Here is a 26,481-nt window from a genome sequence, read left to right on the forward strand (position 1 = left end):
TAATTTACAGGATCAATTTCGCTAAACAGGCTATGTCATTCTTATCAAATTTGCAGCGAATCATGTCAATTTTAATACCAAAATAAGACTGATGGCGCAGCAGGCAATTTCATTTCAGAGATCAGTACTGAAGGCGGGTTCCGGCAGGGTTATATCCAGTTGACCGGCAATGAATTTGAACCTCGGATTAATTCTAAGATTATAGAAATCCGGTCTTATCAGCATTAGCGGAAGCCTTTCATCCCGAAACTCAAAGGCGATTTCAAGATAATCAATGGCCTCCACAGGTTGATCCAGCATCATATATACTGTCGCAACTACTGTCGGGTTTGAACAGGTCTGAGGTGTTGGGCCCATTGCTTTCTCCAGCCAATAGCGCAGACTGCTGTTAAAGGATTGTTCCGTATAAAATTCTGCGATAACTTCATTGCCAATGACATTCTGAAAATTTTGCCAGCACTTTAAGGCTTGTTGTTTATTGCCTGAGTAAAAATATGCGTAACCCAGACCGTCCCAGGCATAGCTGTAATCAGGAAAAAGCTCCAATACCCCCTGATAGGTGTCGATGGCATTTTCGAGTTCAGATGCAATATAATATCGATCAGCCAGTAACGTTCCGGCTGCAGGGTTTAATGGATCCAGTCTGCGGGCTGTAGCGGCCTCTTCAATGGCTTGTGAATATTCACCCTGCAAGGCGTAATAATGAGACATCAACTCATGAGCTTCTGAAAGGCTTGGATTGATCATAAGGGCTTGCTGCAAATTCCTCTTTAACGCGCCCCAATCCCAGTCGATCAATAGATTAACCCTGGCCATCGCTATGTAGGCCGATGCGGAATTTTTATTTAATGCCAATGCATTTCTTGCAGCCTTGAGACTTTTTTCGTGATTTATTTTCTTTTCCCCGATATCCTGTAGAAAACGGTTTTGTGAAATATACGCCCTGGAAAGTGCCGAAAAGGACGGGCTATATGTTGAATCCAGCTGGATAGATTGAAGCAGATATTTTATCGACTTTTCCAGTCCAGCAGGGGTTTCATGTTGCAGGAAGTAAGCGCCCTTCAGATACAACTCTCTTGATTCTGAATACTCATTTATTTCCATTTCTGAAAGCACCGGAAATTCAGGGTCAAGTTGATTTTTAATATCGGCAGATATAAGTTCCGAAAGACTCAATATATCAATGTTGGAAAAGGAATATCGCTTAATCCATCGTTGATGTTCTTCAGGCAAAGGTTTTATGAGCTGAATATTTACCCAGATACTGTCCTTTATTTGCTGAATGGAGCCACTAACGATCAGGTCAACATCCAGTTGCCTGGCAATTTCCGCAGTTCCTGGAAAATCATCCTTAAAGCGCATTACCGATGCCCGCGATATAACGCGCCACCTGTCTGCACTTGCAAGATCATTTATGACCGATTCAGTAAGGCCATCGGAAACAAATTCCTCCGCTTCACTCAGGTTTGAGAATGGCAATACCGCAATTGAATCTGGTACCTCATCGCGATTCAGGGGAAAATATATTCCCAGCAAGATCGCCAGAATTAAAAATACACCTGTTAGTGAAATAATGCCCAGCATAGGAACCGATCTTCGACGTTCCGGCGTCCCGGTTAATTCAGACGGTCCTGACCGAAAATCCCCGGGCGTTTCACCATAGCTATCATGAAAGCATTTGACAAAATAGGAAGGGCTGCTGAAGCCAACCAAATAAGCAATTTCAGAAATTGAATGGTCACTTGTTTTTAATAAAACTCGTGCCTCTCCGAGTCTTTCATTTCGAATAAATTCTGAGACAGAAAGCCCTGTGGATTCCTTAATCCGGCGCAAAAGCTGTGATCTGCTCATACCCATATCCACTGCCAACTCATTCACCCCATAATGCTCCCTGGAGAGATTGTTCTGTATGGTAGATCTCACGGCCTCAATAAACATGGTAGGCATGATTACACTTCTTGTTATTCCGGCAGGTTTAATGTAAACCAATCAGGACTCTTTTACACTGATTTAAGTCATTCGCAACGGTAACTATTTTAATGATTCCTGATACCCCCATTGATAATTAAATCTTTTTATCTTACGGCCATGCCTGTGCGAAGCCATATCCTTCCTGTCATCGTATTTTCACAGTTTTGTTGTACCTCGCTTTGGTTTGCCGGTAATGGCGTGATGGCATCACTTGTTGCCACGTATGACCTGCCCTCCTCAGCACTTCCACACCTTACTTCGGCTGTTCAATTCGGTTTCATTTGCGGAACGCTTGTATTTGCCCTGCTCACTATATCCGACCGGTACTCCCCTTCCCGGGTCTTTTTTATCAGCGCTCTATTTGGCGCTTTGTTTAATGGCTTAACCATATTGGATTTTAACACTTTCGCCACGCTGATCAGCTGGCGTTTCGCTACCGGATTCTTCCTTGCAGGGATTTATCCGGTGGGCATGAAAATAGCTTCAGACTATTTTGACAAGGGACTGGGTAAATCTTTGGGATTTCTCGTTGGAGCTCTTGTACTGGGTACGGCTTTTCCCCACCTGCTGAATCAATGGACCGGTTCCCTGCCCTGGAAATCTGTGCTGATCATAACATCAATACTTGCAATTCTTGGTGGAACGCTGATATTAATTTTAGTTCCTGATGGCCCCTTTCGAAGGAAAAGTCAGAAACTCCAGTTTTCAGCTTTTTTTAAAGTATTCAGTGCGCCTGATTTCCGCTCAGCCGCTTTTGGCTATTTCGGACACATGTGGGAACTGTATGCCTTTTGGGCTTTCGTTCCGGTAATGCTCACAACCTATAAGTCACTTCACCCGCAGGCAACATTTTCAATACCGCTCTGGTCATTCCTGATTATCGGCGCAGGCAGCCTCGCATGTATTGCGGGAGGATATCTCTCACAACTCTTCGGAACGAAACGTACCGCACTTACCGCCCTTTCGCTTTCCGGAATTTGCTGTCTGATCAGTCCGGTTGCCTTCATGTCCGGCTCGCAGTTAGTTTTTCTCATATTTCTTCTTTGCTGGGGAATGGTGGTCATCGCAGATTCACCCCTCTTCTCTACACTTGTAGCTCAAAACGCGATCCCGGAAAACAAAGGAACAGCACTAACCATTGTAAATTGTATTGGCTTTTCTATTACCATATTCAGCATCCAGCTTCTGAATGTTTTGCAAAACAACATCCCTGTCCAATATATATTTTTAGCCCTGCTCATCGGACCTCTCACAGGTCTGCTATCAGCTAAAAGTAGGAAAAAGAATTTATTGAGGCCTGATCAGGACGCCTTCCAAACTCAATAGTTTTTGTATATTGTTTCAATCAAAAAACACGTTTATGACAAAAAGAAATCACTACCTCATTCCTTTTGCACTCGCTTTACTCACACTCATCCTCGTTGCAGGATGTCAACCTAAGGAATCCACCAACACTCTTCAAGCAGGGGAAGGTTTCGCAGAAGTCGAAGGAGGAAAAATATGGTATAAAGTTTCCGGCAGCGGTGATGCCGTTCCGTTGGTATTATTACACGGTGGACCAGGTGTGGGAAGCATTTACCTGAAACCATTTGAGGATCTGAGTTCAGACAGGCCCGTGATACGATACGATCAACTGGGATGTGGAAAATCTGATTATATCAGTGATACAACCTTATTTACTGTGGACAGGTTCGTTGGTGAACTGGAAGCATTGAGAAACCATCTTGGTATTTCAAAATGGCACATTATGGGTCATTCATGGGGCACTATGCTGGCCGCAGCCTATTATGAAGCGCACCAGGATGCCGTAGCATCCCTTACCTTTGCCAGTCCGTGCCTGGTAAGCCAGGACTGGATGAGCAGTACCCGGGAATTACTGGAGTCCTTCCCTGATTCCCTGAAACAAGCAATCAATGAAGCAGAAATTTCTGGTGATTTCAGTAACCCTGGTTATGAAACGGCCATGAATATGTTTTACGAAAATTATGTCTGGGGAGCTAATCCGCCAGCGGCTGATTTTGACAGTACAATTACAACGATGAACAATGAGATTTATGGGTATATGTGGGGAGCCAGCGAGTTTAACGTTACTGGCACACTGGAAACGTTTGACGCTACTGAAACCCTGAAAAAGATCAATGTACCAACCCTGTTCACTGCGGGCGAATTCGACGAAATAAAGGAAAGTTATGTACGTAAATGGGCAGACATGGTCCCCGGATCAAAGGTGGAAATAATAGATAATGCAGTTCATCTCACTACCTGGGGCAACCCCGAAAAAACGATTGCTGTCCAGCGAACCTTCCTGAATCAACTTGAAGAATGAGCTGTTCCAATTCAGTCACAGTGAACTCGTAAAATTTTAACCTCCCTGAATCGACCCGAATGAAATTTTTGAATATTACCCTCGTCTTTTGCATAATTTACTGTTCCTGTTCCACAAAAGAGACAGGCAATCCTGCTAATGGCGATTACCCCATAATCACTGTTCCTGAAGGATTCGAAGCCACTATGTTATACTCTCCAACAGAACACGGACAGGGTTCATGGGTTTCTCTGACCTATGATGACAATGGCCGGTTAATTACTTCAGATCAATATGGCCGCTTGTATCGCATTACCCTGGAAGGTGCCGGGGTAACCGTAGATAGCATTAACCTTAATATCGGAAGCGCCCAGGGACTTCTCTGGAAAGACGGAGGTCTGTTCGTTTCCGTAAACGCCCGCCCCAATGATACCTTCAATGGAAGCGGGGTTTACAGGATCACTGATTCAGATGGTGACGATGAACTGGATGATGTGAAACAATTGATTTCCCTGGAAGGCGAAGGCGAACACGGTCCACACGCCATTATTGAAGGCCCCGACGGGAAGTCACTTTATCTCATTGCCGGAAACCATACACTGGTACCCGAAAACTCCACATCAATTTTAAATGCGAACTGGAAAGAGGACCGGTTGTACCCGGCAATTCTGGACCCCCGCGGACATGCCAACAACATAAAGCCTCCGGGAGGATGGATTGCGCGATCAGACGATGATGGACAATCCTGGAACGTCATTGCTTCAGGATTTCGAAATGCCTATGATATTGCTTTCAACGTTGAAGGTGAGCTTTTCACCTATGACTCAGATATGGAATGGGATCTGGGATCTCCCTGGTATCGGCCAACACGAGTATGTCATGTCATACCCGGTGCAGAATTTGGGTGGCGAACAGGCTCAGGGAAATGGCCCGCATATTATCCCGACAACCTGCCTCCCGTTATCGACATCGGACAGGGCTCACCTACCGGAATCACGTTTGGTTATGGCGCAAAATTTCCAGCTGAATATCAGAGCAGTCTGTATATTTCCGACTGGAGTTTCGGAACGATCTATAAAGTCGATCTGTCGGAAAACGGAGCCTCCTACTCCGCTAAAAAGTCGGAATTCCTATCCGGCACACCTTTGGCAATCACCGATCTGGTTATCGCTCCGGATGGCAATATGTATTTCACCACCGGGGGAAGAAGAGGAACTTCCTATCTCTACCGTGTCCGGTATACCGGTAATGCTGCAACCGATCCTGTTCAAATGGCTTCCGCCAATAGTTCGGCACGCACAGCGATGCATGCGCTTATGGAACCTGCTGTGCCGTTGGACGAAATCTGGAACGGACTTTCAAGCGATGACCGTTTCATCCGTTATTCAGCGCGCGTTGCCCTGGAGAAACATCCTGCAGATTCATGGCTTTCCAAACTTGAGGCAGAAAGTCAACCCTCCATCATATTTGAAGCTGCCATCGCGGCTGCACACTCGAATGATGTCCGTCTGAAGAATCCCTTACTTTCAAAACTTAAATCAGTCGATCCCGAAAAGCTGGATCTCCAGAGTAAGCTGGCCCTCGTACGCGTATATGCCCTGATTTTTTCAAGGCTCGGCGCACCAGACAATGACATCCGTTCAAACCTGCCCGCATATCCAGGCGGCAATGCCGCCCTTGACCGGGAGATGAGCGAAATGCTTGTCTATCTCGACCATGCGGAAGTAATTGAGCCTACACTCACCTTAATGGAGCAGGCCGAGGCGACCATTGAAGCCGACCTCACCCCGGTAGATGTGCTGGAACGAAGTGAACAATACGGTCCTACCATCAAAGCGATGCATGAAAACAGGCCAGCTGAGCAGGGAATCGCCCTGGCACGAGCACTCAGCCATCAGGAGTCCGGCTGGACGCCGGAACTTCGGGAACGATATTTCCGGTGGTTCTATCGGGCTTTACAAAAAAGCGGAGGGTGGAGTTATATTGGTTTTGTAGAGCGCATCCGCCTGGAGGCGCTGGATCAGGTTCCGGCTGATGAACGTAAACAACTGGCTGAGATTTCGGGGGAAGCACTTTTGAACCAGCCCTCGTACGATTCAAATGTTCCTCCTCCATCAGGTCCTGGAAAAAACTGGCAAATCAGCATGGCACTGGAGGCTGTGAACGGTCAGCTCGAAGGAAAAGACCTGAAACGTGGCGAGGAGTTATACAAAGCGCTGCTCTGCGCATCCTGCCACAGCATGGATGGCCTGGGCGGTAATGTAGGTCCGGACCTCACACAGGCAGGTACGCGTTTCTCCAATTATGACCTGTTAATGGCAATGATCTCGCCAAGTATGTCAATTTCAGACCAATATGCTGCAACATTATTTGCGCTGAGAGACGGGAATACTGTAGTCGGAAGAACAACACGAACAACCGATGATACTGCATATGTGAATGTGAATCCATTTGGAAATGATGAAATTTCCATTGCTGCCGATAACATTGAATCCCAGGTGCCATCTCCGGTATCGTTGATGCCCGGGGGCCTGATCAATTCACTCAATGACGAAGAATTGCGCCAACTGATGGCCTATCTGAGTAAAAGCAGAAACGATTCTAAATAAGACCTGCGATATTGAAACGCTCTGCGAGATTTTTGGTGACCGTCTTTATAGCTTTGATGTTGATTCTATGATAAAATTTAATTGGCGAACTCGAACCTGTCACTTGACATAAAAGCCGCATACTTACTATATTATTGGAAAAAAACCTTTCTAATGAAACACCTTCATATACTGATCGGCTTTTCTTTGGTTCTGTTTTGTGGATGCAGCACTGAGACAAGCAATGATAAAGCTGAAACTCCTGCTTACACCCCGATAGTTGTGACTACCCGATCGATGGAGTTCAACCTGCCGGATACGATTCCATCGGGCTGGCATACTTTTGAATACGACAACCAGTCGGGGGACATCCATTTTTTTGTTTTTGAAAAATTACCGGAGGGCATCACCCTGGAGAATTATAAAAGCGATATTGTTTCTGTTTTTGAAAATGCACTTGATCTTTTCGACGAAGGCAAAATGGATGAAGGGTTCCAGGAATTCGGCAAGATACCGGAATGGTTTAGCCAGGTAGAAAATGTAGGTGGCGTCGGTCTTCTCGGCCCTGCCAGTAAAGCAGATGCCACATTTTTCCTGGAGCCGGGCAGATATGCCATGGAATGTTATGTTCGTATGCCCAATGGCCGGCCTCATGCACTGATGGGTATGCTGAATGAAGTTATCGTAACCGATGCTGTATCTTCCCTGAAAGATCTTCCATCTGATTTGGGAATCTCTGTTTCCAGCACAAATGGAATTCAATTCAACGATACTATTCCGGCTGGTGAGTATACATTTTCAGTCCATTTTGAGGATCAGAAGAAGTACGAAAATATGATGGGACATGATGTTAACATTGTCCGCCTTGACGCTGCCGATACAGATATCGCTCCCCTGGCTGCCTGGTTGAACGCAGCAGATTTTACAGCATTGCGAACACCGGCACCAGAAGGTTATACTTTTCTGGGGGGCATACAGGAATTACCGGGCGGTCAGACGGGTTACTTCAGCGCTTCTCTTCAAACCGGGAGCTACCTGCTTATATCTGAAGTGCCACAAGCGCTTGAGCGAAATATGTATAAACGATTTGAGGTTATTGAATAAAGTCATTCAAGGGTTATTTGTAACTTACACCTGAACTAAAGACCATGCCTCATGAAACGACGCAAATTTATTCAGGCCGCTTCCCTTACTTCAGCAATACCTCTTTCCATGACATTTGGAAAGGCATCGGCCACCTCATCTCTTGCCGAGGAAAAAGAGCTTTATGAGCTCAGAACGTATGAGGTGAAATTTGGAAGCAACCAATCTTTACTTGTCAATTATCTGAAGGATGTGCTACAGCCGGCATTGAAGCGAACAGGTGTCAATCATTTCATCCTTTTCAGCGAATATGGCATGAGCAACCCTTCAAATCTGCACGTATTGATTTCCTATCCTACAGTAGCCATTTACCTGGCCGGGCAAAATCTGCAAAACGATCAAACCTTCAATTCTGCCGCACAGGAATATGATGCTATACCCGCAGACCGCCCGTTGTATAATCGATACACTTCATCACTCCTGCTTGCATTTGACGGTCTTCCAAAAATGAATAACCCGATTGAAGGGGCATCAATTTTTGAACTGCGCACCTACGAAGGCTACTCGGAAGATGCAACACGCCGTAAAATAAAGATGTTTAATGTCGAAGAAATCGATCTCTTCTATAAAACCGGACTTCATCCTGTGTTTTTCGGGGATATGATCAGCGGACCGTTCCGGCCAAGCCTCGTTTACATGCTTGGGTTTAAAGATATGGAAGAAAGGGACGCCAACTGGAAGGTATTCGTTGACCATCCGGAGTGGAAACGGATGTCGGCGAAACCGGAATATGCCAATTCGGTTTCCAATATTCGCCGGTTGTTTCTACAACCTGTTTAGGACGCATCCGGCGATACCGGTTCAATTCAAAACATTTATATACCTGTCATAAAAATTGAATTTGAAATCTATTGGCATTTAACTAACCTTCCTGTTTACAATCATAGTGAACAGAGCTCTTCTCATATTTTTAATACTGATATCTCCCGCTGGAATACTCCGGGCCCAGGAGAATAATTCTGAAAAATTTCATCTGAATATCAAGGAAGCAATAGATCCGATCAGAATTGATGGTATTCTGGATGAGAAAAGTTGGGAGACAGCAGATGTTGCAAAGGATTTTTACAGAATTACCCCTATGGATACTGGTTTTGCGGAAGCAAAAACAGAAGTTATGATGACCTATGACCAGGAAAACATATATGTGGCAGTAATTTGCTGGGATGATCTGCCCGGCAAGAACCTGATCGCATCGCTGCGCCGTGATTTTAATTTTTCCGCTAACGATAATTTCATCTTTTTCATGGACACGTTTCAGGATAAAACCAACGGCTTTTCCTTTGGTGCATCTGCAGGCGGGGCACAATGGGATGGTTTGCAATCCGACGGTGGTACAGTCGGACTTGAGTGGGACAATAAATGGTTTTCAAAAGTTAACCGGGAAGAGGGACGCCAGGTACATGAATATATGATACCTTTCAAATCGATCCGGTACAAGGAAGGTATAGATGAGTGGGGCATCAATTTCTCACGTTTAGACAACAAGCGAAATGAAAAATCCTCCTGGGCCCCGGTTCCCAGGCAATTTCCAAGCGCTTCACTGGCTTTCGTTGGTACCCTTCACTGGGATAAGCCACCTCCACCACCAGGAACAAATATATCTGTAATACCCTATGTATCCGGAAGAGCAATCAAGAATCAGGAAGAAGGCAGTGAAACCGACTATACCTTTGATGCGGGATTTGACGCCAAGATCGCCGTTACCTCCTCGCTTAATCTGGACCTTACCCTGAACCCGGATTTTTCACAGGTTGAAGTGGATCGCCAGGTGACGAACCTGAGCAGGTTTGAATTATTCTTTCCGGAACGCCGGCAGTTTTTCCTCGAAAACAGTGACCTGTTTGCCAACTTTGGTGACCGCAATATTCGCCCGTTCTTTTCACGACGAATCGGGCTTACCAATCCGATCCTTACAGGGGCACGCCTGAGCGGAAAGATCAATAAGGACTGGCGGATCGGCGTGCTGGACATGATCACCAATCGGGTAGACAGCGTGAATTATCCCGGACAGAATTATTTTGTGGCGGCCTTCCAGCGGCGCGTAATGGAGCGATCCAATATTGCATTCATGGTGGTGAACCGTGATGGCCTTGACGTGATGCAGGGCGATAGCCTGGCCAATAAATGGAACAGGGTCGTGGGTGCCGACTTCAATCTCTTCTCTGCAAACAATCTTTGGCAAGGAAAAGTATTTCTACATGGGTCTTTCACACCGGATCAGCAGGATCTTTCGCATGGATTACAACTGGAATACACGGGTCAGAACCTCACGTTCGAATGGGAACATCAATATGTGGGAAGTGATTATGTCGCCGAGGTAGGATTTGTTCCCCGAACGGGATACCTGCGGCTTAATCCGGATGTCGGTTATAAATGGTTCCCTAAATCAACCGTGGTGAACCGACATGGCCCCACCCTGCGCAATCAATTCTATTTCACCGAAGGATGGGGGTTTACCGATCATATTCTGAGTCTGAACTATGAGCTGTTATTATTGAATACCGCAAGCTATCAGGTTGGTTACGAAGAAAGTTTTATCCAGCTGACCGAACCATTCGATCCTACTAATAACGATAAAGAGCCCCTGCCGGCCGGATCAGAGCACCGTTTTCGCCAGGTTGAGTTTCAAATGACATCAGACCGACGCAACCGGTGGACCTATAATGCCGGCGTGAAGTATGGGGGATTTTTCAATGGAACGCTTACAAACCTCCAGGGTTCGCTCAGTTATCGTTTTCAACCCTATGGAAGTATCGCTGTGACGGCCGATTTTAACCGTCTGACTTTCGATGAAGAAGAAAATAATTCAGACTTTCTGCTGGTTGGGCCCCGTCTCGATGTCACATTTACCGACAAGATATTTCTCACTACCTGGCTTCAGTACAATAACCAGATCGATAATGTAAATCTTAACGCCCGTTTTCAATGGCGATATGCCCCTGTATCTGATCTATTCATTGTCTACACGGATAACTACTATTCCAATAATTTTAAGGTGAAAAACAGGGCGATAGTGATTAAACTTAACTACTGGCTCAATCTTTAACATCAAATGCAGGGTAATCTAAATGATCCTCAGCCCATACAGGCGACCAAACGACTTGGTTCATTGGATTTCCTTCGGGGAATTGCAGTCCTCGGAATACTGGTGATCAATATTGAATCATTTGCCTATGATGACCCATGGAGTCCGTTCAAATATGGATTTGATTCCGCGGTCGATGCAAATACCCGTTTCTGGGTTTACTTTCTGGCACAGGGAAAGTTCTTCAGCATGTTTACATTGCTTTTTGGAGTAGGCTTCTTCATGTTCCTGGAGCGGCTACAGGGGCTCGGACTGAAAGCCATGGACATTTATGCCCGACGTCTCCTTTGGCTCTTTATTTTCGGAGTAATACATGCTTACGTGATCTGGGATGGAGACGTATTATATCATTATGCCATCTGCGGTTTTTTGCTGTTCCCGTTCAGATCATTCAAGTTGAAACAGTTGATGATTACGGTCCTCATTTTTACTGGTATTTTGTTCTACAACAGTTATCAGAATGCCAAAAGGATAGAATTTCTCCATGAGCAGGCAATACTGGCACAGCGTCTGCCCGCTGAAGACCGTACGGGGCAACAGGCTGAAGATATTGAGATATGGAAAAAGAGGACATCAAAAGGTATTGCCGTAACCGATACTGCCACTGTGAGAAAAAGCCTTGTTGAAAGTATCACGATAAACGCTGACCACTCAGGGGTACATAAGGGAAACATACTATACCCCGGAATACTCTTCAGAACCCTGATCATGATGATACTTGGTATTATTCTCTATAAAACCGGAATTTTTTCAGACATCAGGAATAAAAAATTGTATTGGTCAACCACTCTCCTTCTGTTTTTCGTTGCCCTTGTAATCAATTATTTACGCTATGATCACTGGACATTTCACTACTTCGAACCGGTAGAAAATGTATGGCAATCATGGTTGTTCACGCTGCCAAAGGAAACGTTGGGAGTTGCCTATATCCTGGTGCTGAATGGTTTATACCACCAGGTTTTGAAAGGAAAAGACCTCAACCCTATTTCGCTTGCCGGGCGAATGGCGTTGACAAACTATATTATGCAAAGCATTATTTGTGCCCTGATATTCTATGGATATGGATTCGGAAGGTATAATACCTTCAACAGGTATGAGCTTCTGTTTATCGTATCGGGTATTTGGATATTCCAGCTGATAGCAAGTACATGGTGGATGAAAACCCATAAACAGGGGCCGCTGGAAGCATTGTGGCGCAAACTAACTTACCGTTAATTATAATTTCACAGAAATGAAAAACGCTCTTACAGTATTATTTTTATCATGTCTTGTACTTGCCTGCTCCCCGGAGAAAGAAGGACACTCCGGTGAAACCGTCATTACCAAATGGCCGGACGACAAAAAGGCGGCTTTGTCCATCACCTTTGATGACGGCATTATAAACCAGCTGACCGTTGCCAGACCTATCATGGATCAATATAATTTGAAGGGTACCTTCTTTATTATTACCGGAAAGGTTGAGGGTTCTCAACCAGGTAAATTTATTGGCCGATCACCGGAAGAGATCATCAAAGAGACTGCTGATATTGAAACGAACGAAAACAATTTTTTTGAACGTGCTTCCCTCATCGCCTTTACCGGCACTTCCGAGGCAGAGGACTATCACGCCCGTGTAGGATCGCTTTATGAACAGGGCAAAGTAGAGGAAGCATATCAATTGCTGGATGAGGGTTACTCGAAAATCCGGAATGGTTCGATGAAGGATACTAATGATGTTGTTTTTCACAATAACGTGGAAGACACCACCACCTGGGAACAATATCGTTCCTACGCTGCAGATGGCCATGAAATCGCCAGCCATACGGTTACTCATCCCCGGCTGGCAGTACTGGATGAGATTAACATGAAATATGAACTGGAGCAGAGCAAGGCTGATATTGAAAAATTCCTGGGCCCTGAATACACATTTTCTGCCGAAGGACCGTACGGCACTGAAAACGAACGGGTTATGTCTTATGCCTATGACATTTATCCCGCACTGCGAAACAGGATGCCCGAACCCTATCTTGAAGAATTAAACAGATCCAGCGATAAATCACCGCTGGATTCCGACGAGGAGTATGTACAATGGCAGCGTGGTGCACTTACCCGCCACAGTGTCGACGATATGAAAGGTTGGGTGAATACAGCCTTATCCGGTTCGGGTGTATGGCTCGTGCTTGTTTTTCATGGAGTCGACCAGTTTGGCTGGGAGCCCAAAACGGGAGAAGAGCTGGATCAATATTTCAGTTTTGTGAACGATCAGCGCGACTCCTTATGGGTAGATACGTTTGGGAATGTCACTAAATATATCCGGGAGCGGAAAAATACCGTAATTGAAACGAAATCTGAAGATAACCGCATTTCTATCCGGCTAAGCACTGAACTTGATCCAGAGTCATACAACGTACCTGTAACCCTTAAAACCTATATTCCTGAATCCTGGACAAAGATATCGATCACCGATCCAACCGGTAAAAATATTCAGGCTATCTTTAAGGATGATGCGAATGGTAAATACGTTCTTTTCAATGTGATACCATCCGCAGGAGAACTCGTTTTACAGAAAAATTAACCTCAATTATAAACATGAAACACACTTCATTAGTGCTGCTGGTTGCTATCGCTGCGGCATGCTCAACAAAAACAACGGAAGAGACATCGACTGCCACGGTTTCGGAAGAGTCGATTGGACGACACATAGAACGTCTGGCGTCTGATGAGTTCATGGGCAGAATGCCCTTCTCAGAAGGCGAAACAAAAACCGTTGATTACCTGGAAAAGGAATTTTCAGCACTGGGTCTTGAGCCCGGAAACAATGGAAGTTTCTTTCAGGAAGTACCGCTTGTGGAAATTACCGGAACCCCTTCCGAAACCATGCGAATTACAGGATCAGAAGAATTTGATCTGGCCTTTTTTGATGATTTTGTAGCCAATACGACAAAGGTTGTGAACGAGGTAAGCCTTAATAATTCAGAGCTCGTGTTTGCGGGTTATGGCATCGTTGCCCCGGAATATGACTGGAATGACTATGAGGGAATTGACTGGGCAGGCAAGACTGCTGTTGTACTTGTGAATGATCCTGGTTTTGAATCCGGGGATTCCAGCTTGTTCAAGGGAAATGAGATGACCTATTATGGCCGCTGGACCTACAAGTATGAAGAAGGTGGCCGGCAGGGTGCCGCCGGAGTCCTGATCATTCACGACACCAAACCTGCCAGCTATGGCTGGAATGTGGTGCAGTCAAGCTGGACTGGTCCACAGCAAAGCCTCGAAAGTAATGCCCCTAAGTCGGATGTAATCGGGTGGGTAACGGGCGATGCTACAGCAAAGCTCTTTAGCGGTACAGGCATTTCGGTAGATGATCTCAGAACCCTCGCACGCCAGCCCGACTTTAAACCTGTCCCGTTAGGAAAAAGCGCTTCAGTAAACATTACCAATACCATCAAACGTGATGAGTCTAAAAATGTGATCGCTGTACTGCCGGGCACGACACGGCAAGATGAATACATTTTATATTCAGCACATTGGGACCATCTTGGTATTGGCAGACCCATCAATGGAGATTCAATCTATAACGGTGCTGTGGACAATGCGTCAGGAACAGCTTGCCTGCTTGCCATAGCAGAAGCATTTACCAAGGGGCCGCAACCGGAACGATCCATTATTTTCCTGGCAGTAACGGCAGAGGAACAGGGTCTGCTCGGATCTGCATACTATGCAGAAAATCCTATCTATCCTCCGCAGAAGACAGTGGCAAATATCAACATGGACGCATTGGAAAGTCCGGGTCCAATGAAGGATCTAACCATTACAGGCTTCGGTCATTCAGAAATGGATGAATATGCAGCGCGCGCTGCCGAGAAACAGGGCCGCTATATTATACCGGATCCCGATGCTGAAAAAGGATATTTCTTCCGTTCCGATCATTTTAACTTCGCGAAAATTGGAATACCCGCATTGTATGCAAGCGGGTCCTATGAAGATTTCGAACATGGAGTAGATTATATTGCCGAGCAGAAGGAAGATTACCTGCAAAATAAATACCATCAGCCTGCTGATGAATATGTCCCGGGAGAAACGCCGCTTTCAGGAATTCAATTCGATGCTCAACTTTTATATGAGGTTGGTAACACCCTGGCCAGCGAAGATTATTTCCCGAAATGGTACGAAACCAGTGAGTTCAGGGCCGCCAGGGAAAAGTAATCTTCTCAGATACCGCATTTGCATCCGCCATTGCTTTTCAGCAATGGCGGTTTTTTTTATAAAAAAGATTATCTTATAAAATCAAACCTCTCGCTATAACTTTCAATACATGAAATACTTATGCCTTATTGCCATGCTCACCGTCTCAATCACGGTGAATGCCCAGACTAAGTCAATCAAAAATTCCCCTCCCCTCACTGAAGCTTCCCCTGAAAGCGTTGGCATGTCCTCTGAAAGACTTGCAAGAATTGATAAGATGCTTCAGGAATCAATAGAAAAAAATGAGATCCCTGGAGCTGTTGCCCTCGTAGCCCGCAATGGCAAGATAGTATATCTTAAAGCCTTTGGAATGAACAAAAGTAATGACCCATTCAAAACAGATGATATTTTCAGGATTGCATCACAGACAAAGGCTATTACCGCAACCGCGGTTATGATGCTTTGGGAAGAAGGAAAATTTCAACTGGATGACCCAATCGCAAACTATATCCCTGAGTTTGAAAATGCGGGTATTCTGGCCTCGTTCAATGAGGCTGATTCTACCTTTACTATCTCACCAACGGATAAACCCATAACCATTCGGCACCTGATTACTCACACATCCGGAGTGGGCTATGGTGTGATCGATGGCGACAAAAGATTTACCAAAATATATCAGAAAGCAGGGATTGTGGATGGCATTACAAAAGAACCTGTTCTGCTGGCCGACAACATAAAGAAGCTTGCAACTATGCCCCTTCACCATAATCCCGGTGAAAAATTCACCTATAGTGAAGGGCTGGATATATTGGGCAGGCTGATTGAAATTATTTCCGGGAAACCATTGGACCAATTTTTTCAGGAAAGAATATTCAAACCCCTGAACATGAATGATACTTATTTCTATCTCCCGGAAAACAAATATGATCGTCTGGTAAACGTTATGACAAGAAAAGACGGCAAACTGGTAGCCTATGAGTCGGGCGGACTGGGTGATTCCGACTTCCCTAAAGCCGGGGCTAAATCCTACTTTGGCGGGGGAGCGGGACTGGTAAGTACTGCCACTGATTATGCTTCATTTTTACAGATGTATCTGAATAAAGGCGAATTGAATGGCGTTCGCCTTCTAAGCCGCACAACCGTTCGTTCGATCATGAGCAATCAAATTGGTAATATCTGGGGTAATTCAGGGGCATATTATGGTCTCGCCTTTAGAGTAATTGATGAACACGGCGAAGGAATTGGAGGAGAAGGTAGCGAAGGCACATTCAGTTGGGGAGGCGCATTCAACACCCAGTATTTTGCCGATCCGAAAGAAAACATTATTGGAATATTACTGAAACAAACCCTGAATATCGGGGAAGAGCCTACCGGCTGGAAATTCAAGGTATTAGTTGAAGCAGCAGTGGATGACTGATCATTTCAAATAAACACGCCAACACCTTAACCCTTAACCGCTACATTCATGAACTATCGATTTATTCCCCTTTGCATAGCGCTGACCCTCACAGCAGGCTCAGCCATCACTTCTTATGCGCAAAATCTGGCCGCAGAAGCCAACACGTTGATCAGAAACCTATCCGAACCTTTGAAGGAGCGCATGCTCTTCAGTCTCAATGACGAGGAACGCATGAATTTTCACTTTGTTCCACGCGAAAGGAAAGGGATTAACTTTCATGACCTGAATGAAAGTCAGCAGGATATGGCTTTCTCCCTGATCAGATCCTCACTCAGCGATGAGGGACTTCGTAAGACAACAGAAATTATGGCCCTGGAAAATGTATTGTACAAGATCGAGAATAACCGTTTTAAATGGCCTGATGGAAGCCCGGGCAGGGATCCGCTGAATTATTTTTTTTCAATTTTCGGAACACCTTCTGATACTGGGTTTTGGGGCTGGCGCTTTGAAGGACATCACATATCGCTCAATTTCATGCTGAATGATAATCAGATCGTTTCCTCAACACCATCCTTTTTCGGCACGAACCCGGCTAAAGTGGATGTAGAAGGTTTTGACAAAATCGAGGTGCTGAAGCTTGAATCCGACCTTGGTTTTAGGTTACTCGGTACCATGAGTGATGAGCAGATGAAAATTGTACGGTTTTCCGAAGAAGCGCCGGAAGGCATATTTTCGGGAGCTAACCGGACTGCTACGGCCCTGGAACCAAGAGGTATACTGTATCCTTCCATGACACAGGATCAACAGGAGATTTTCATGGACCTGCTAAATGTTTATATCGACAATTATGAGCTTGGATTTTCAAAACGACTTCGCGCTAAAATTGAAGCGGCCGGAATTGACAACCTGTCATTTTCCTGGGCTGGCAGCCTCACAGAAGGTAGTGGCCATTACTATCGCATCCAGGGACCTTCCCTGCTCATTGAATTTGATAATACGCAGAACAATGCCAATCATATCCACTCGGTGGTTCGTGACCTCACAAATGATTTCGCAGAAGATCTGCTGAAACAACATTATGAAAATCACCATTAATGCATGAATCCCGGGATCCGTTTCAAGGTTCTGAAATCACGACCATACTCGTTACTTCAGACCTTGAAAAGTCAAAAGACTTTTATCTTCAAGCATTAGGCGCCAGCCTCTTCAGGGAATATGGCGGCGATTCTGCGGTTATCCAACTCATGGGACATTGGATTTTATTGGTAAAACCCGGCGGGCCAACAGACGACAAGCCCGGTACGTATTTTAAAACACCGGGCAATAAAGAAGTCGTGAGCCACTCCTTTACCATCCGAGTTAACAATTGCTGGCAATCCTATGAAATTCTTTCAGGCCGTGGGGTTGAATTCATTACACCTCCAATTAGCCGGGGGAATGAAACCCGGTGTTTCTTCTATGATCCGGATGGGCACCTGTTTGAGATCAGTGAATATCGTATTGACTGATTGTTCAGTTTTTGCAGAATCAATACCTAATTCAGTTGTCTATTAATTTATACCTTCAGAGGGCATTGAACGACTGCCATGAATACCACCTTCGAGGGTATAAGGTAATCGTGTGATCGTAACTCTTTTCTTGGTTATTTACCTGATTTTGATGTAATTACCGCGAATCTCTTCCTCTTCACAACTTATGGCAAAATCAAACAGACGAAAATTTATCATTGGGACAGCAGGTATTTTAGGCACGACTGTTCTGGGCACCTGGCTCCTCCGAAGGCCTATATTAAGGCAACTGATGAAAGGTGATTTTAATCCGGAATTACTTACCTCAGCCCCCGGCGAAGAAGACTATTGCATTCTTACCGTTCAGCAGACTGAGGGGCCCTTTTTCTTTCCTTCTCCGGCCCGATCGGATATCCGGGAAGACCGCAAAGGAAAAGAACTTCAGCTAAAATTTCAAATAGTAAATCACCCCGACTGCACCCCGGTTGAAGGCGCCAACGTAGAAATCTGGCATTGTGATGCCGAAGGCACCTACAGCGGATATCCGGAAGAAATAACGCATGATGAATGGGCCTCTGCTATGTTTTTATTGAACAACAGTGAAACCATGGATGACAAGATGCACGTGAATCCTGTGAATGAAAATAAGTTCTTACGTGGAAGACAGCAATCTGATTCGAATGGTGAAGTGGCCTTTACAACCATTTTTCCTGGATGGTATGTAGGACGTGTTCCGCACATCCATGTGAAAATTACCACCCGTGAAAACAGGGAGGTACTGTCCCAGTTTTATTTTGATACCAACCTTTGTGATGAAATTTACACATCAATTGAGCCGTACTCCCAATATGGCAAATGTCCGCTCAAAATAGAAAATGACGGAGTTCTTGCTTCGACGGAAAATGCATTCGGACTGATGTTCAGTATCGCTCCGAATGAGAATCAGGTCCTTTCCACAGTTACCAAAATTGGAATTGTAAACTCCTGACAAGAACATCCCGGACAAGCTCATTATTCACTGTTCATTGACATCTGAAGAAATGATAGAGGTCATGTGACGCCGACTGAATATGCGGTAAATTCAATCATTACGCATTCACGTTGTCATGCATACCCTTTCCCGACAGAAATTTTTCCCTATCGATCCGCCAGGAGCGCGATTACTTTCAGAATTATGGCATTACCAGCGCCAGGACAGATATATTTCCGCAGATACCATCCGGGTTTTGGCCAGGAAGCATCGTGTATCTGAAATTGAAATACAGGGAGTTGCCTCTTTCTATCACTTCTTTCACCTCAAGCCAGCCGGTAAGCATACCATTTACCTGAATACCAGTGTAATTTCAGAATTCCGGGGATACGAACGGGTTAGAACAGCATTTGAGCAGGCTACCGGTGCGCGTATGGGCAGTACCGATATATCTGGTACATTCGGGCTCTTTCCTACCGCGTGCATCGGATTATCAGATCAGGAACCCGCTGCGCTCATCGACTTCTATCCCTTTACCAATCTGAACGTGGTTCGGGTAAAGGAAATCATTCAGCAAATACGAGAAGGAATTCATCCGGCTGAAATTTGTGATCATCCCGCAGATCATATACGATTTACCCCGCCCGATGGCAAGTCAGTTTTCTTCACACCCTACCTCCGGGGAAATGGAATCCGGCGTGCCCTGAAAATCGGTCGCCAGGCAATTATTGAAGAAATTAAAATTGCCGGTCTCTCCGGACGTGGCGGTGCATTTTTTCCCACCTGGAAAAAATGGGATGCTTGCAGAAGTTTTACCTCAGATCCCAAGGTGATCATATGCAATGCCGATGAAGGTGAGCCGGGAACCTTCAAGGACCGGGTACTTCTCAATAAACAGGCCGGATCTGTGATCGAGGGAATGATCATTGCCGCATTTGCCGTTGGCGCGACTTATGGAATGATCTATCTCCGCGGTGAGTACCAGTGGCTACTGAATCACCTTGAAGATGAATTGGTCGCCTTTCGGGAAGCCGGATTGCTCGGAAAGAATATTGCCGGTACCGACGGCTTTGATTTTGATATCCGGATTGAACTTGGCGCGGGCGCCTACGTTTGCGGAGAAGAGACCGCACTTCTCGAATCCATGGAGGGGCGCAGGGGCGAGCCCAGAACCAAGTGGTTCTACCCGGTGGAACGTGGTTATCTCCAATTGCCTACAGTGGTAAACAATGTTGAAACATTTGCTGCGGCATGCAGAATACTTGAAATGGGATCCGGAGAGTATTGCAAAAGAGGAATCCCCTCTTCGCCCGGTACCAAAATTATCAGCGTCGCTGGTGATTGCCAAAAACCCGGCATCTATGAGATTGAATACGGCACCTCTGTTGGCGAATTACTTGACATGTCAATGGCGATCGACCCGCTCTTCATACAAGTGAGCGGGCCTTCCGGGGAAACGCTGACAACCACAGACAGGGACCGAATTTTTATTCCACGCTCAATTAACCCTGAACGGGAGATTCGCTGCGGCGGATCTTTGATGGTTTTCAGTAAAGAACGGGATATACTTCAGATCATTATGAATTTCAATGCTTTCTTCAAGCATGAGTCCTGCGGAGTCTGCACACCCTGCCGGGCTGGAAATTTCATCATTCAGCGGAAACTGGAAAAATTACGGTCGGGGCTTGCCGATCATCATGACCTCCATGAACTGAAGAGCTGGACTCATATTATGCGCAAATCCAGCCGTTGCGGATTAGGCAAGACTGCTGGTAACCCTGTACTGACCGCCCTGGAAAAATTCGGTGAATATTTTGAAGGTACTTATGGCGCCTATCACAATGACCTGATTCACCCGTTTGACTATACCCGGGCAATCGCACCTTTTGAACAATACAAACCCTGAGAATTGTGGCTCAATGTACATTCTATATCGATGGTAATCCGTGTTATTCCGAGGAAGGAACCAACCTGGTGGATGCAGCAAAGGCAAATGGAATTTTCATACCCTCCTTGTGTTATTATGAACACATCGATCCCCCACTGGGTACCTGCCGTACCTGTACCTGTAAGATCGATGGCCGGTATGACCCTGCGTGCACGGCAAGTGTTAAAGAAGGACTTTCGGTAGAAGTAAATACCGAAGAACTAATCGATTTGCGCAAAGCGCTCATAGAAATGATGTTTGCCGAAGGAAATCATTTCTGTCCGGCCTGTGAGAAAAGCGGTAATTGCGACCTGCAGCACATGGGCTACGAACTCGGAATTTCTGTAACCAGATTCCCGCACCTCTTTCAGGACCGACTGATCGACTTTCAACCTAAAAGGCTCGTACTGGAACACAGCAGGTGTATTAAATGCAAAAGATGTATCGAGGAAATCCACACGTCAGACGGCCGGCGGGTTTTCACCTCTGTGAACAGGGGATATCATACTTCCATTGGTATTGATTATAATGCAGAGGCGTCGCTTACCACTGAACAGGCTGAAAATGCAGCCATGATTTGTCCGACAGGCGCAATTCTTGTCAGAGGCAAAACCATGACCAGGCCATTTGGTGAACGTGCATTCGATACGGCCTCCTCGCAATCGGATTTCAAATCCAGGATTGTTCCAAAAGGGCACAAAGGTCCACTCGAAAAGAAAACGATTGCAACCGTTTCACTTGCCGGGTGTTTCGGCTGCCATATGTCGATGCTGGATATTGATACAGAATTACTTGATATCATTGAACTTGTTGAATTCAACAAATCTCCGTTAACCGATATCAAGACCTTCACACGCCGGTGTCACCTGGGAATCGTGGAAGGAGGATGCTGCAATACTGAAAATATTGAAACCCTCCGCACATTCCGGGAAATGTGCGATATACTGGTGGTAATGGGAGAATGTGCAGCCTGGGGCGGCCTTCCGGCAATGAGAAATACCATACCTCTCGGAGAATGCCTGGAGGAAGCATATCTCAATTGCGTTACAGCAGAGCCCGGCGAGCACACAATCCCCTACCACGAAGACCTGCCGAAGATTCTCGACAGGGTATATGGCTGCAGCGAAATCGTTAAAGTCGATTATACGATCCCCGGGTGCCCGCCGAATGCCGCACATATCTGGAAGGTGATAAAAAGCCTTCTTTGGGGTGAATCATTCTCCGTACTTTATTCCGAATTCAAATATGACTGACATGAGCCGTAAAGTGGTAATTGATCCCGTAACACGGGTAGAAGGACATGGACGTGTAACCATACACCTGGATGAATATGGTAAAGTTGAAGATTCATTCTTCCATATCGTTGAATTCAGGGGATTTGAACGCTTTATTCAGGGACGTCCTTACTGGGAAGCACCTGTACTGGTACAGCGTTTGTGCGGAATTTGCCCGGTGAGCCACCACCTTGCAGCCGCCAAAGCAATTGATCAGATCGTTGGTGTTGATCCTGAGGATTTATCACCTACTGCGACTAAACTCCGCAGACTCATGCACTACGGACAGATCTTCCAGTCACATGCGCTGCATTTCTTCTACCTGGCATCACCGGATCTGCTGTTTGGTATGGATGCACCGGTTCAAAAACGAAACGTTTTCGAAGTTGCCATTGAAAATAAGGAGCTGGCAAAAAAAGGTATCCTAATGCGGAAATTTGGCCAGGAGATCATAAAAGCAATTGCCGGCAAGAAAATTCATGGGGTGGCCGCTGTTCCCGGGGGAGTTTATAAAGTTTTCAATCCGGAGGAAAGAGAATATTTCCTGAACGGTAAGGATATCCCGAATATTGAAACCATGATCCAATGGTCTCAGGAAGTGCTGGCATTCATAAAAGCCTATGCAGAAAAACACCATAGCCTGCTGGATACTTTTGCCGAATTCCCATCCGGACATCTCGGAATGGTGGATGATCAGGGAAACCTGGAAATGTATCATGGTCTTTTGCGCGCAATAGACTCCACTGGTAACACAACGCTTAATGACGTAAGTACCAACGATTACCAGCAGTATTTCCTGGAAGGTGTTGAAAGATGGTCTTACATGAAGTTTCCATACCTGAAAAATATCGGTCCCCAAAAAGGATGGAACAGGGTTGGCCCACTTGCCCGGATCAATGTTTGCGACAAAATTTCTACACCGCTTGCCGAACAGGAACGCAGGGAATTCTTTTCTTTCTCAGCAAAAAAGGTGAATAACAGCACACTCTATGCGCACTGGGCCCGTCTGATCGAAATTTTACATTGTGCAGAGATCATGAGAGACCTCCTCAATGACGATGAGCTTCTCAGCGACGACCTTTTCCGCGAAGGCACTCCGCGAAACGAGGGAATCGGTATCATCGAGGCGCCAAGGGGAACCTTAACACACCACTATCAGGTAGATGATCATGGAATGATCACCAAGTGTAACCTCATTGTTTCCACCACCCATAATAATGAAGCCATGAACCATGCCGTCAGGTGGGTAGCAGACCATGTTATCAGCGAAAAGGGTACCATTACCGAAGGCATGCTCAATCAGGTTGAAGTTGCAATCAGGGCCTATGATCCCTGTTTGAGCTGCGCAACCCAGGCTTTGGGACAGATGTCGCTGAAGGCAGAGCTCTACGATCATACGGGAAGTCTGATCCATCAGATTGTAAGAAATGGCGAATAATACACTCATCATAGGTATAGGTAATTACGGCAGGTCAGATGATGCCCTGGGATGGAAAGTGGCTGACTATTTTGCTGAATTCCACCAGGAGTTTGATGTGGAATATCGTTATCAGCTCCAGATTGAAGACGCTGAACTTATTGCACGGTATGATACCGTTATTTTTACCGATGCCTCCCGGGAACAGCACAAAAAAGGATTTGAATATTCATTGTGCAAGCCTGAATCATTTACCCTTTATACCAGTCATAAACTACCGCCTGAACATGTATACTGGCTCGCAAAAGAATTGTACGCCGCAAATACAGAGTGCTGGGTCATGGCGATAAGCGGTTATCAATGGGAACTGAATCAGGGACTTTCAACCAAGGCTCGTATCAACCTTGATAATGCCATTCGCTTCTTCGATAAAATTACCCTCTGAAGGGTGTGAAGTTCGACATCCACTAAGATTTTAATCACATTAGGGAAATTACTATATTAATGGTAAGTACATCATTTCCAATCTATTATATTCCATCATGAAACAAATACTCATTTGCATCCTTCTTCTAACCTGCAGTTCTCTTGCTCACGCTCAAACTAATGAAATTGAAGAAAGTAATAAAGCCCTTGCCCGTGGCTTCTATGACGATCTTTGGTTTTCAAATAATACCGACAACTATGTAAAATACATGGCAGACACTTACGTTGCCCACGACATTGGTGACCGAAAGGGTGTGGTGGAGCCCGCTGTTGAGCAAAAAAATATTGCCGATTTCTTCTGGGAAAATGGGGAGTGGCATAGCCGCTATGACTACCAGATTGCGGAGGGTGACCTGGTCGCCACCCGGTGGATCGCCCGGTATGAGCCAAAAACACTGTTCGGGAAAGTGGTGTTGGGCGAACACGAAATACCAATTATCAATGTATTCCGGTTTAAGGACGGAAAAATTGTTGAGCTATGGAATCATCGGCATGATATTGACGGTCCGATGACCCGTAGATATACCCTCCAGGGTTTTGCCATTGGCTTATTAATCGCTCTGATTCCGACTATTCTGGCCTTCAGGTATCGGCGGAAACTAAAAAGACTAACGGCCTGAACTAATGAATGGAGTATCAGGCAGTCTTAGCTACTGTCTGGAGCCATTGCTTTGAAACCATCAAAAAAAGCGCGAATTTATTTCCATGAATTCCGGACCCGTTTATGCCTGCATCTCCCTCCTGTTTTACAGTACAATGGCTGTGCTTTTTTCATCCTGTGGCAAACAGGATAAACAACCATCGCCGGAACGACCAAATATTATCATTATTTATCTCGATGACCTTGGGTATGGAGATGTAAGTGCATATGGTTCAACGACCATATCCACCCCTAACATGGACCGACTGGCCAATGAAGGATTAAAATTTACACGTGGCTATGCGGCCTCCGCGACGTGTACTCCAAGCCGGTATGCGCTGCTCACAGGTACGTATCCATGGAGAAATAAGAATGCCCGAATTTTGCCTGGAACGGCCCCCCTTTTGATTGATACGTCCATGATCACTTTACCAAAAATGCTCCGCCAACAAGGTTACAAAACAGGTATAGTCGGCAAATGGCATCTCGGTCTGGGAGATGGATCTATCGATTGGAATGAACAGATTTCTCCCGGTCCGAATGAAGTTGGTTTTGATGAATCCTACATTCTGGCTGCAACCCAGGACAGGGTACCTACTGTCTATATAGAAAACGGCAATGTTGTTGGGCTTGAAGAGACTGATCCGATTATGGTTAGCTATTCAGAGAATTTTGAAGGTGAGCCCACTGCGCTGGACCATCCTGAAATGTTGAAAATGAAATGGGATCATGGTCATAACAACAGCATTGTAAATGGGATTCCAAGAATTGGTTTCATGAAAGGCGGGCAGAGGGCCAGGTGGATTGATGAAGATATGGCAGATGTATTCCTGGAAAAAGCACGGGAATTTATTCATAATCAGCGAGAGTCTCCATTCTTCCTGTATTATGCACTGCAACAACCGCATGTTCCCCGTACACCACATCCCCGATTTGTTGGAGCAACCTCGATGGGCCCGCGCGGTGATGTGATCGCAGAAGCGGACTGGTGCATCGGGGAACTAATGAAAACCCTGGAAGAAGAAGGCCTGTTGGAAAATACACTCATCATTCTGAGCAGTGATAACGGACCAGTCATAAATGACGGATATTTGGACCAGGCTGTGGAGTTGCTCGGTGATCATAAGCCCTCAGGCCCTTTGCGCGGCGGTAAATACAGCCTTTTTGAGGCGGGGACACGTGTGCCCTTTCTGGCATTCTGGAAAGGCTATATTGAACCCGGAACTTCTGATGCGATGATTTCACAAATCGACCTGGCCGCATCTCTTGCTGAACTTACGGGCAGCTCCGCAACATTTCGGGATAGTGAAAACATGTTACCTGTCTTATTGGGCAGGAGCCAGGATGGAAGAAAAACGCTGATCACCGAAGCCACGGGACGAACTGCATTACACTATGAGAACTGGTTAGTGATCCCCCCGAACAATGGGCCTGAGGTATTTCAAAATGTAAATATTGAATCAGGAAATTCAGCGGAGTATCAGCTCTATGATCTCACAACAGACCTTTCGCAACAGAAAAATCTTGCTCCCGGTGATTCTGCAAGACTAAACCAGTTTATTCAGATCTATAAAAATCTTACCGCAATAAATTAGAAATCCCGA

General features: G+C 45.6%; 20 protein-coding genes. 19 read left to right on the plus strand and 1 reads right to left on the minus strand.

Translation table 11 applies throughout. From position 1 onward, the window contains the following. Positions 1–114: 114 nt before the first annotated feature. Positions 115–1,947: a helix-turn-helix domain-containing protein gene (locus tag LDX50_RS09510; RefSeq protein WP_225698211.1), complete on the minus strand. Its 1,833-nt coding sequence runs from the start codon at positions 1,945–1,947 to the stop codon at positions 115–117. A 141-nt stretch (positions 1,948–2,088) separates the two neighbouring features. Between LDX50_RS09510 and LDX50_RS09515 the strand changes: the two genes are divergently transcribed. The 19 genes from LDX50_RS09515 to LDX50_RS09605 all read left to right on the plus strand — a co-directional run bounded on the left by LDX50_RS09515 (position 2,089) and on the right by LDX50_RS09605 (position 26,472). Beyond that, the gene (locus LDX50_RS09515; protein WP_225698212.1) at positions 2,089–3,297 is read left to right on the plus strand and encodes an MFS transporter; all 1,209 of its coding nucleotides are present in this window, start codon (positions 2,089–2,091) and stop codon (positions 3,295–3,297) included. A 34-nt stretch (positions 3,298–3,331) separates the two neighbouring features. Then, positions 3,332–4,297, plus strand: coding sequence for a proline iminopeptidase-family hydrolase (locus LDX50_RS09520; protein WP_225698213.1), 966 nt, complete (start codon positions 3,332–3,334; stop codon positions 4,295–4,297). A gap of 59 nt (positions 4,298–4,356) precedes the next feature. Continuing rightward, positions 4,357–6,885 carry a c-type cytochrome gene (locus LDX50_RS09525; RefSeq protein WP_225698214.1) on the plus strand — a complete coding sequence of 843 codons (2,529 nt, stop codon included), beginning with the start codon at positions 4,357–4,359 and terminating at the stop codon, positions 6,883–6,885. Positions 6,886–7,038: 153 nt separating this feature from the next. Next, the gene (locus tag LDX50_RS09530) at positions 7,039–7,968 is read left to right on the plus strand and encodes a hypothetical protein (RefSeq protein WP_225698215.1); all 930 of its coding nucleotides are present in this window, start codon (positions 7,039–7,041) and stop codon (positions 7,966–7,968) included. 51 nt (positions 7,969–8,019) lie between these two features. Then, positions 8,020–8,787 (plus strand): NIPSNAP family protein, encoded by a 768-nt coding sequence (locus tag LDX50_RS09535; RefSeq protein WP_225698216.1) that lies wholly within the window; start codon positions 8,020–8,022, stop codon positions 8,785–8,787. 106 nt (positions 8,788–8,893) lie between these two features. Continuing rightward, positions 8,894–11,053 carry a DUF5916 domain-containing protein gene (locus LDX50_RS09540; RefSeq protein ID WP_225698217.1) on the plus strand — a complete coding sequence of 720 codons (2,160 nt, stop codon included), beginning with the start codon at positions 8,894–8,896 and terminating at the stop codon, positions 11,051–11,053. A 6-nt stretch (positions 11,054–11,059) separates the two neighbouring features. Then, positions 11,060–12,307: a DUF418 domain-containing protein gene (locus LDX50_RS09545; RefSeq protein WP_225698218.1), complete on the plus strand. Its 1,248-nt coding sequence runs from the start codon at positions 11,060–11,062 to the stop codon at positions 12,305–12,307. Positions 12,308–12,323: 16 nt separating this feature from the next. Beyond that, positions 12,324–13,646, plus strand: coding sequence for a polysaccharide deacetylase family protein (locus LDX50_RS09550; RefSeq protein WP_225698219.1), 1,323 nt, complete (start codon positions 12,324–12,326; stop codon positions 13,644–13,646). Positions 13,647–13,660: 14 nt separating this feature from the next. Next, positions 13,661–15,277 (plus strand): M28 family metallopeptidase, encoded by a 1,617-nt coding sequence (locus LDX50_RS09555; protein ID WP_225698220.1) that lies wholly within the window; start codon positions 13,661–13,663, stop codon positions 15,275–15,277. A 109-nt stretch (positions 15,278–15,386) separates the two neighbouring features. Continuing rightward, positions 15,387–16,673 carry a serine hydrolase domain-containing protein gene (locus tag LDX50_RS09560; RefSeq protein WP_225698221.1) on the plus strand — a complete coding sequence of 429 codons (1,287 nt, stop codon included), beginning with the start codon at positions 15,387–15,389 and terminating at the stop codon, positions 16,671–16,673. A 48-nt stretch (positions 16,674–16,721) separates the two neighbouring features. Beyond that, positions 16,722–17,750, plus strand: a complete 1,029-nt coding sequence (locus LDX50_RS09565) for a DUF3500 domain-containing protein (RefSeq protein WP_225698222.1) — start codon at positions 16,722–16,724, stop codon at positions 17,748–17,750. Continuing rightward, positions 17,750–18,163 (plus strand): VOC family protein, encoded by a 414-nt coding sequence (locus LDX50_RS09570; RefSeq protein ID WP_225698223.1) that lies wholly within the window; start codon positions 17,750–17,752, stop codon positions 18,161–18,163. Before LDX50_RS09565 ends, LDX50_RS09570 begins: the two co-directional genes overlap by 1 nt. A gap of 187 nt (positions 18,164–18,350) precedes the next feature. Continuing rightward, the gene (locus LDX50_RS09575) at positions 18,351–19,151 is read left to right on the plus strand and encodes a dioxygenase family protein (RefSeq protein ID WP_225698224.1); all 801 of its coding nucleotides are present in this window, start codon (positions 18,351–18,353) and stop codon (positions 19,149–19,151) included. A 118-nt stretch (positions 19,152–19,269) separates the two neighbouring features. Next, positions 19,270–21,039 carry an NAD(P)H-dependent oxidoreductase subunit E gene (locus tag LDX50_RS09580; RefSeq protein ID WP_225698225.1) on the plus strand — a complete coding sequence of 590 codons (1,770 nt, stop codon included), beginning with the start codon at positions 19,270–19,272 and terminating at the stop codon, positions 21,037–21,039. 5 nt (positions 21,040–21,044) lie between these two features. Next, positions 21,045–22,313: an NADH-quinone oxidoreductase subunit B family protein gene (locus LDX50_RS09585; protein ID WP_225698226.1), complete on the plus strand. Its 1,269-nt coding sequence runs from the start codon at positions 21,045–21,047 to the stop codon at positions 22,311–22,313. A gap of 1 nt (position 22,314) precedes the next feature. After that, complete coding sequence (locus LDX50_RS09590; protein WP_225698227.1) at positions 22,315–23,772, plus strand: Ni/Fe hydrogenase subunit alpha; 1,458 nt, start codon at positions 22,315–22,317, stop codon at positions 23,770–23,772. Continuing rightward, positions 23,762–24,196 carry a hydrogenase maturation protease gene (locus LDX50_RS09595; protein WP_225698228.1) on the plus strand — a complete coding sequence of 145 codons (435 nt, stop codon included), beginning with the start codon at positions 23,762–23,764 and terminating at the stop codon, positions 24,194–24,196. The genes LDX50_RS09590 and LDX50_RS09595 overlap by 11 nt, the downstream gene beginning before the upstream one ends. 97 nt (positions 24,197–24,293) lie before the next feature. Next, positions 24,294–24,857, plus strand: coding sequence for a nuclear transport factor 2 family protein (locus tag LDX50_RS09600; RefSeq protein ID WP_225698229.1), 564 nt, complete (start codon positions 24,294–24,296; stop codon positions 24,855–24,857). 85 nt (positions 24,858–24,942) lie between these two features. Next, a complete protein-coding gene (locus tag LDX50_RS09605; protein ID WP_420828562.1) occupies positions 24,943–26,472 on the plus strand; it encodes a sulfatase family protein in 1,530 nt (509 codons plus the stop codon). The last annotated feature ends 9 nt before the right edge of the window (positions 26,473–26,481 follow it).

Source organism: Fulvivirga sedimenti (genome assembly GCF_020328055.1).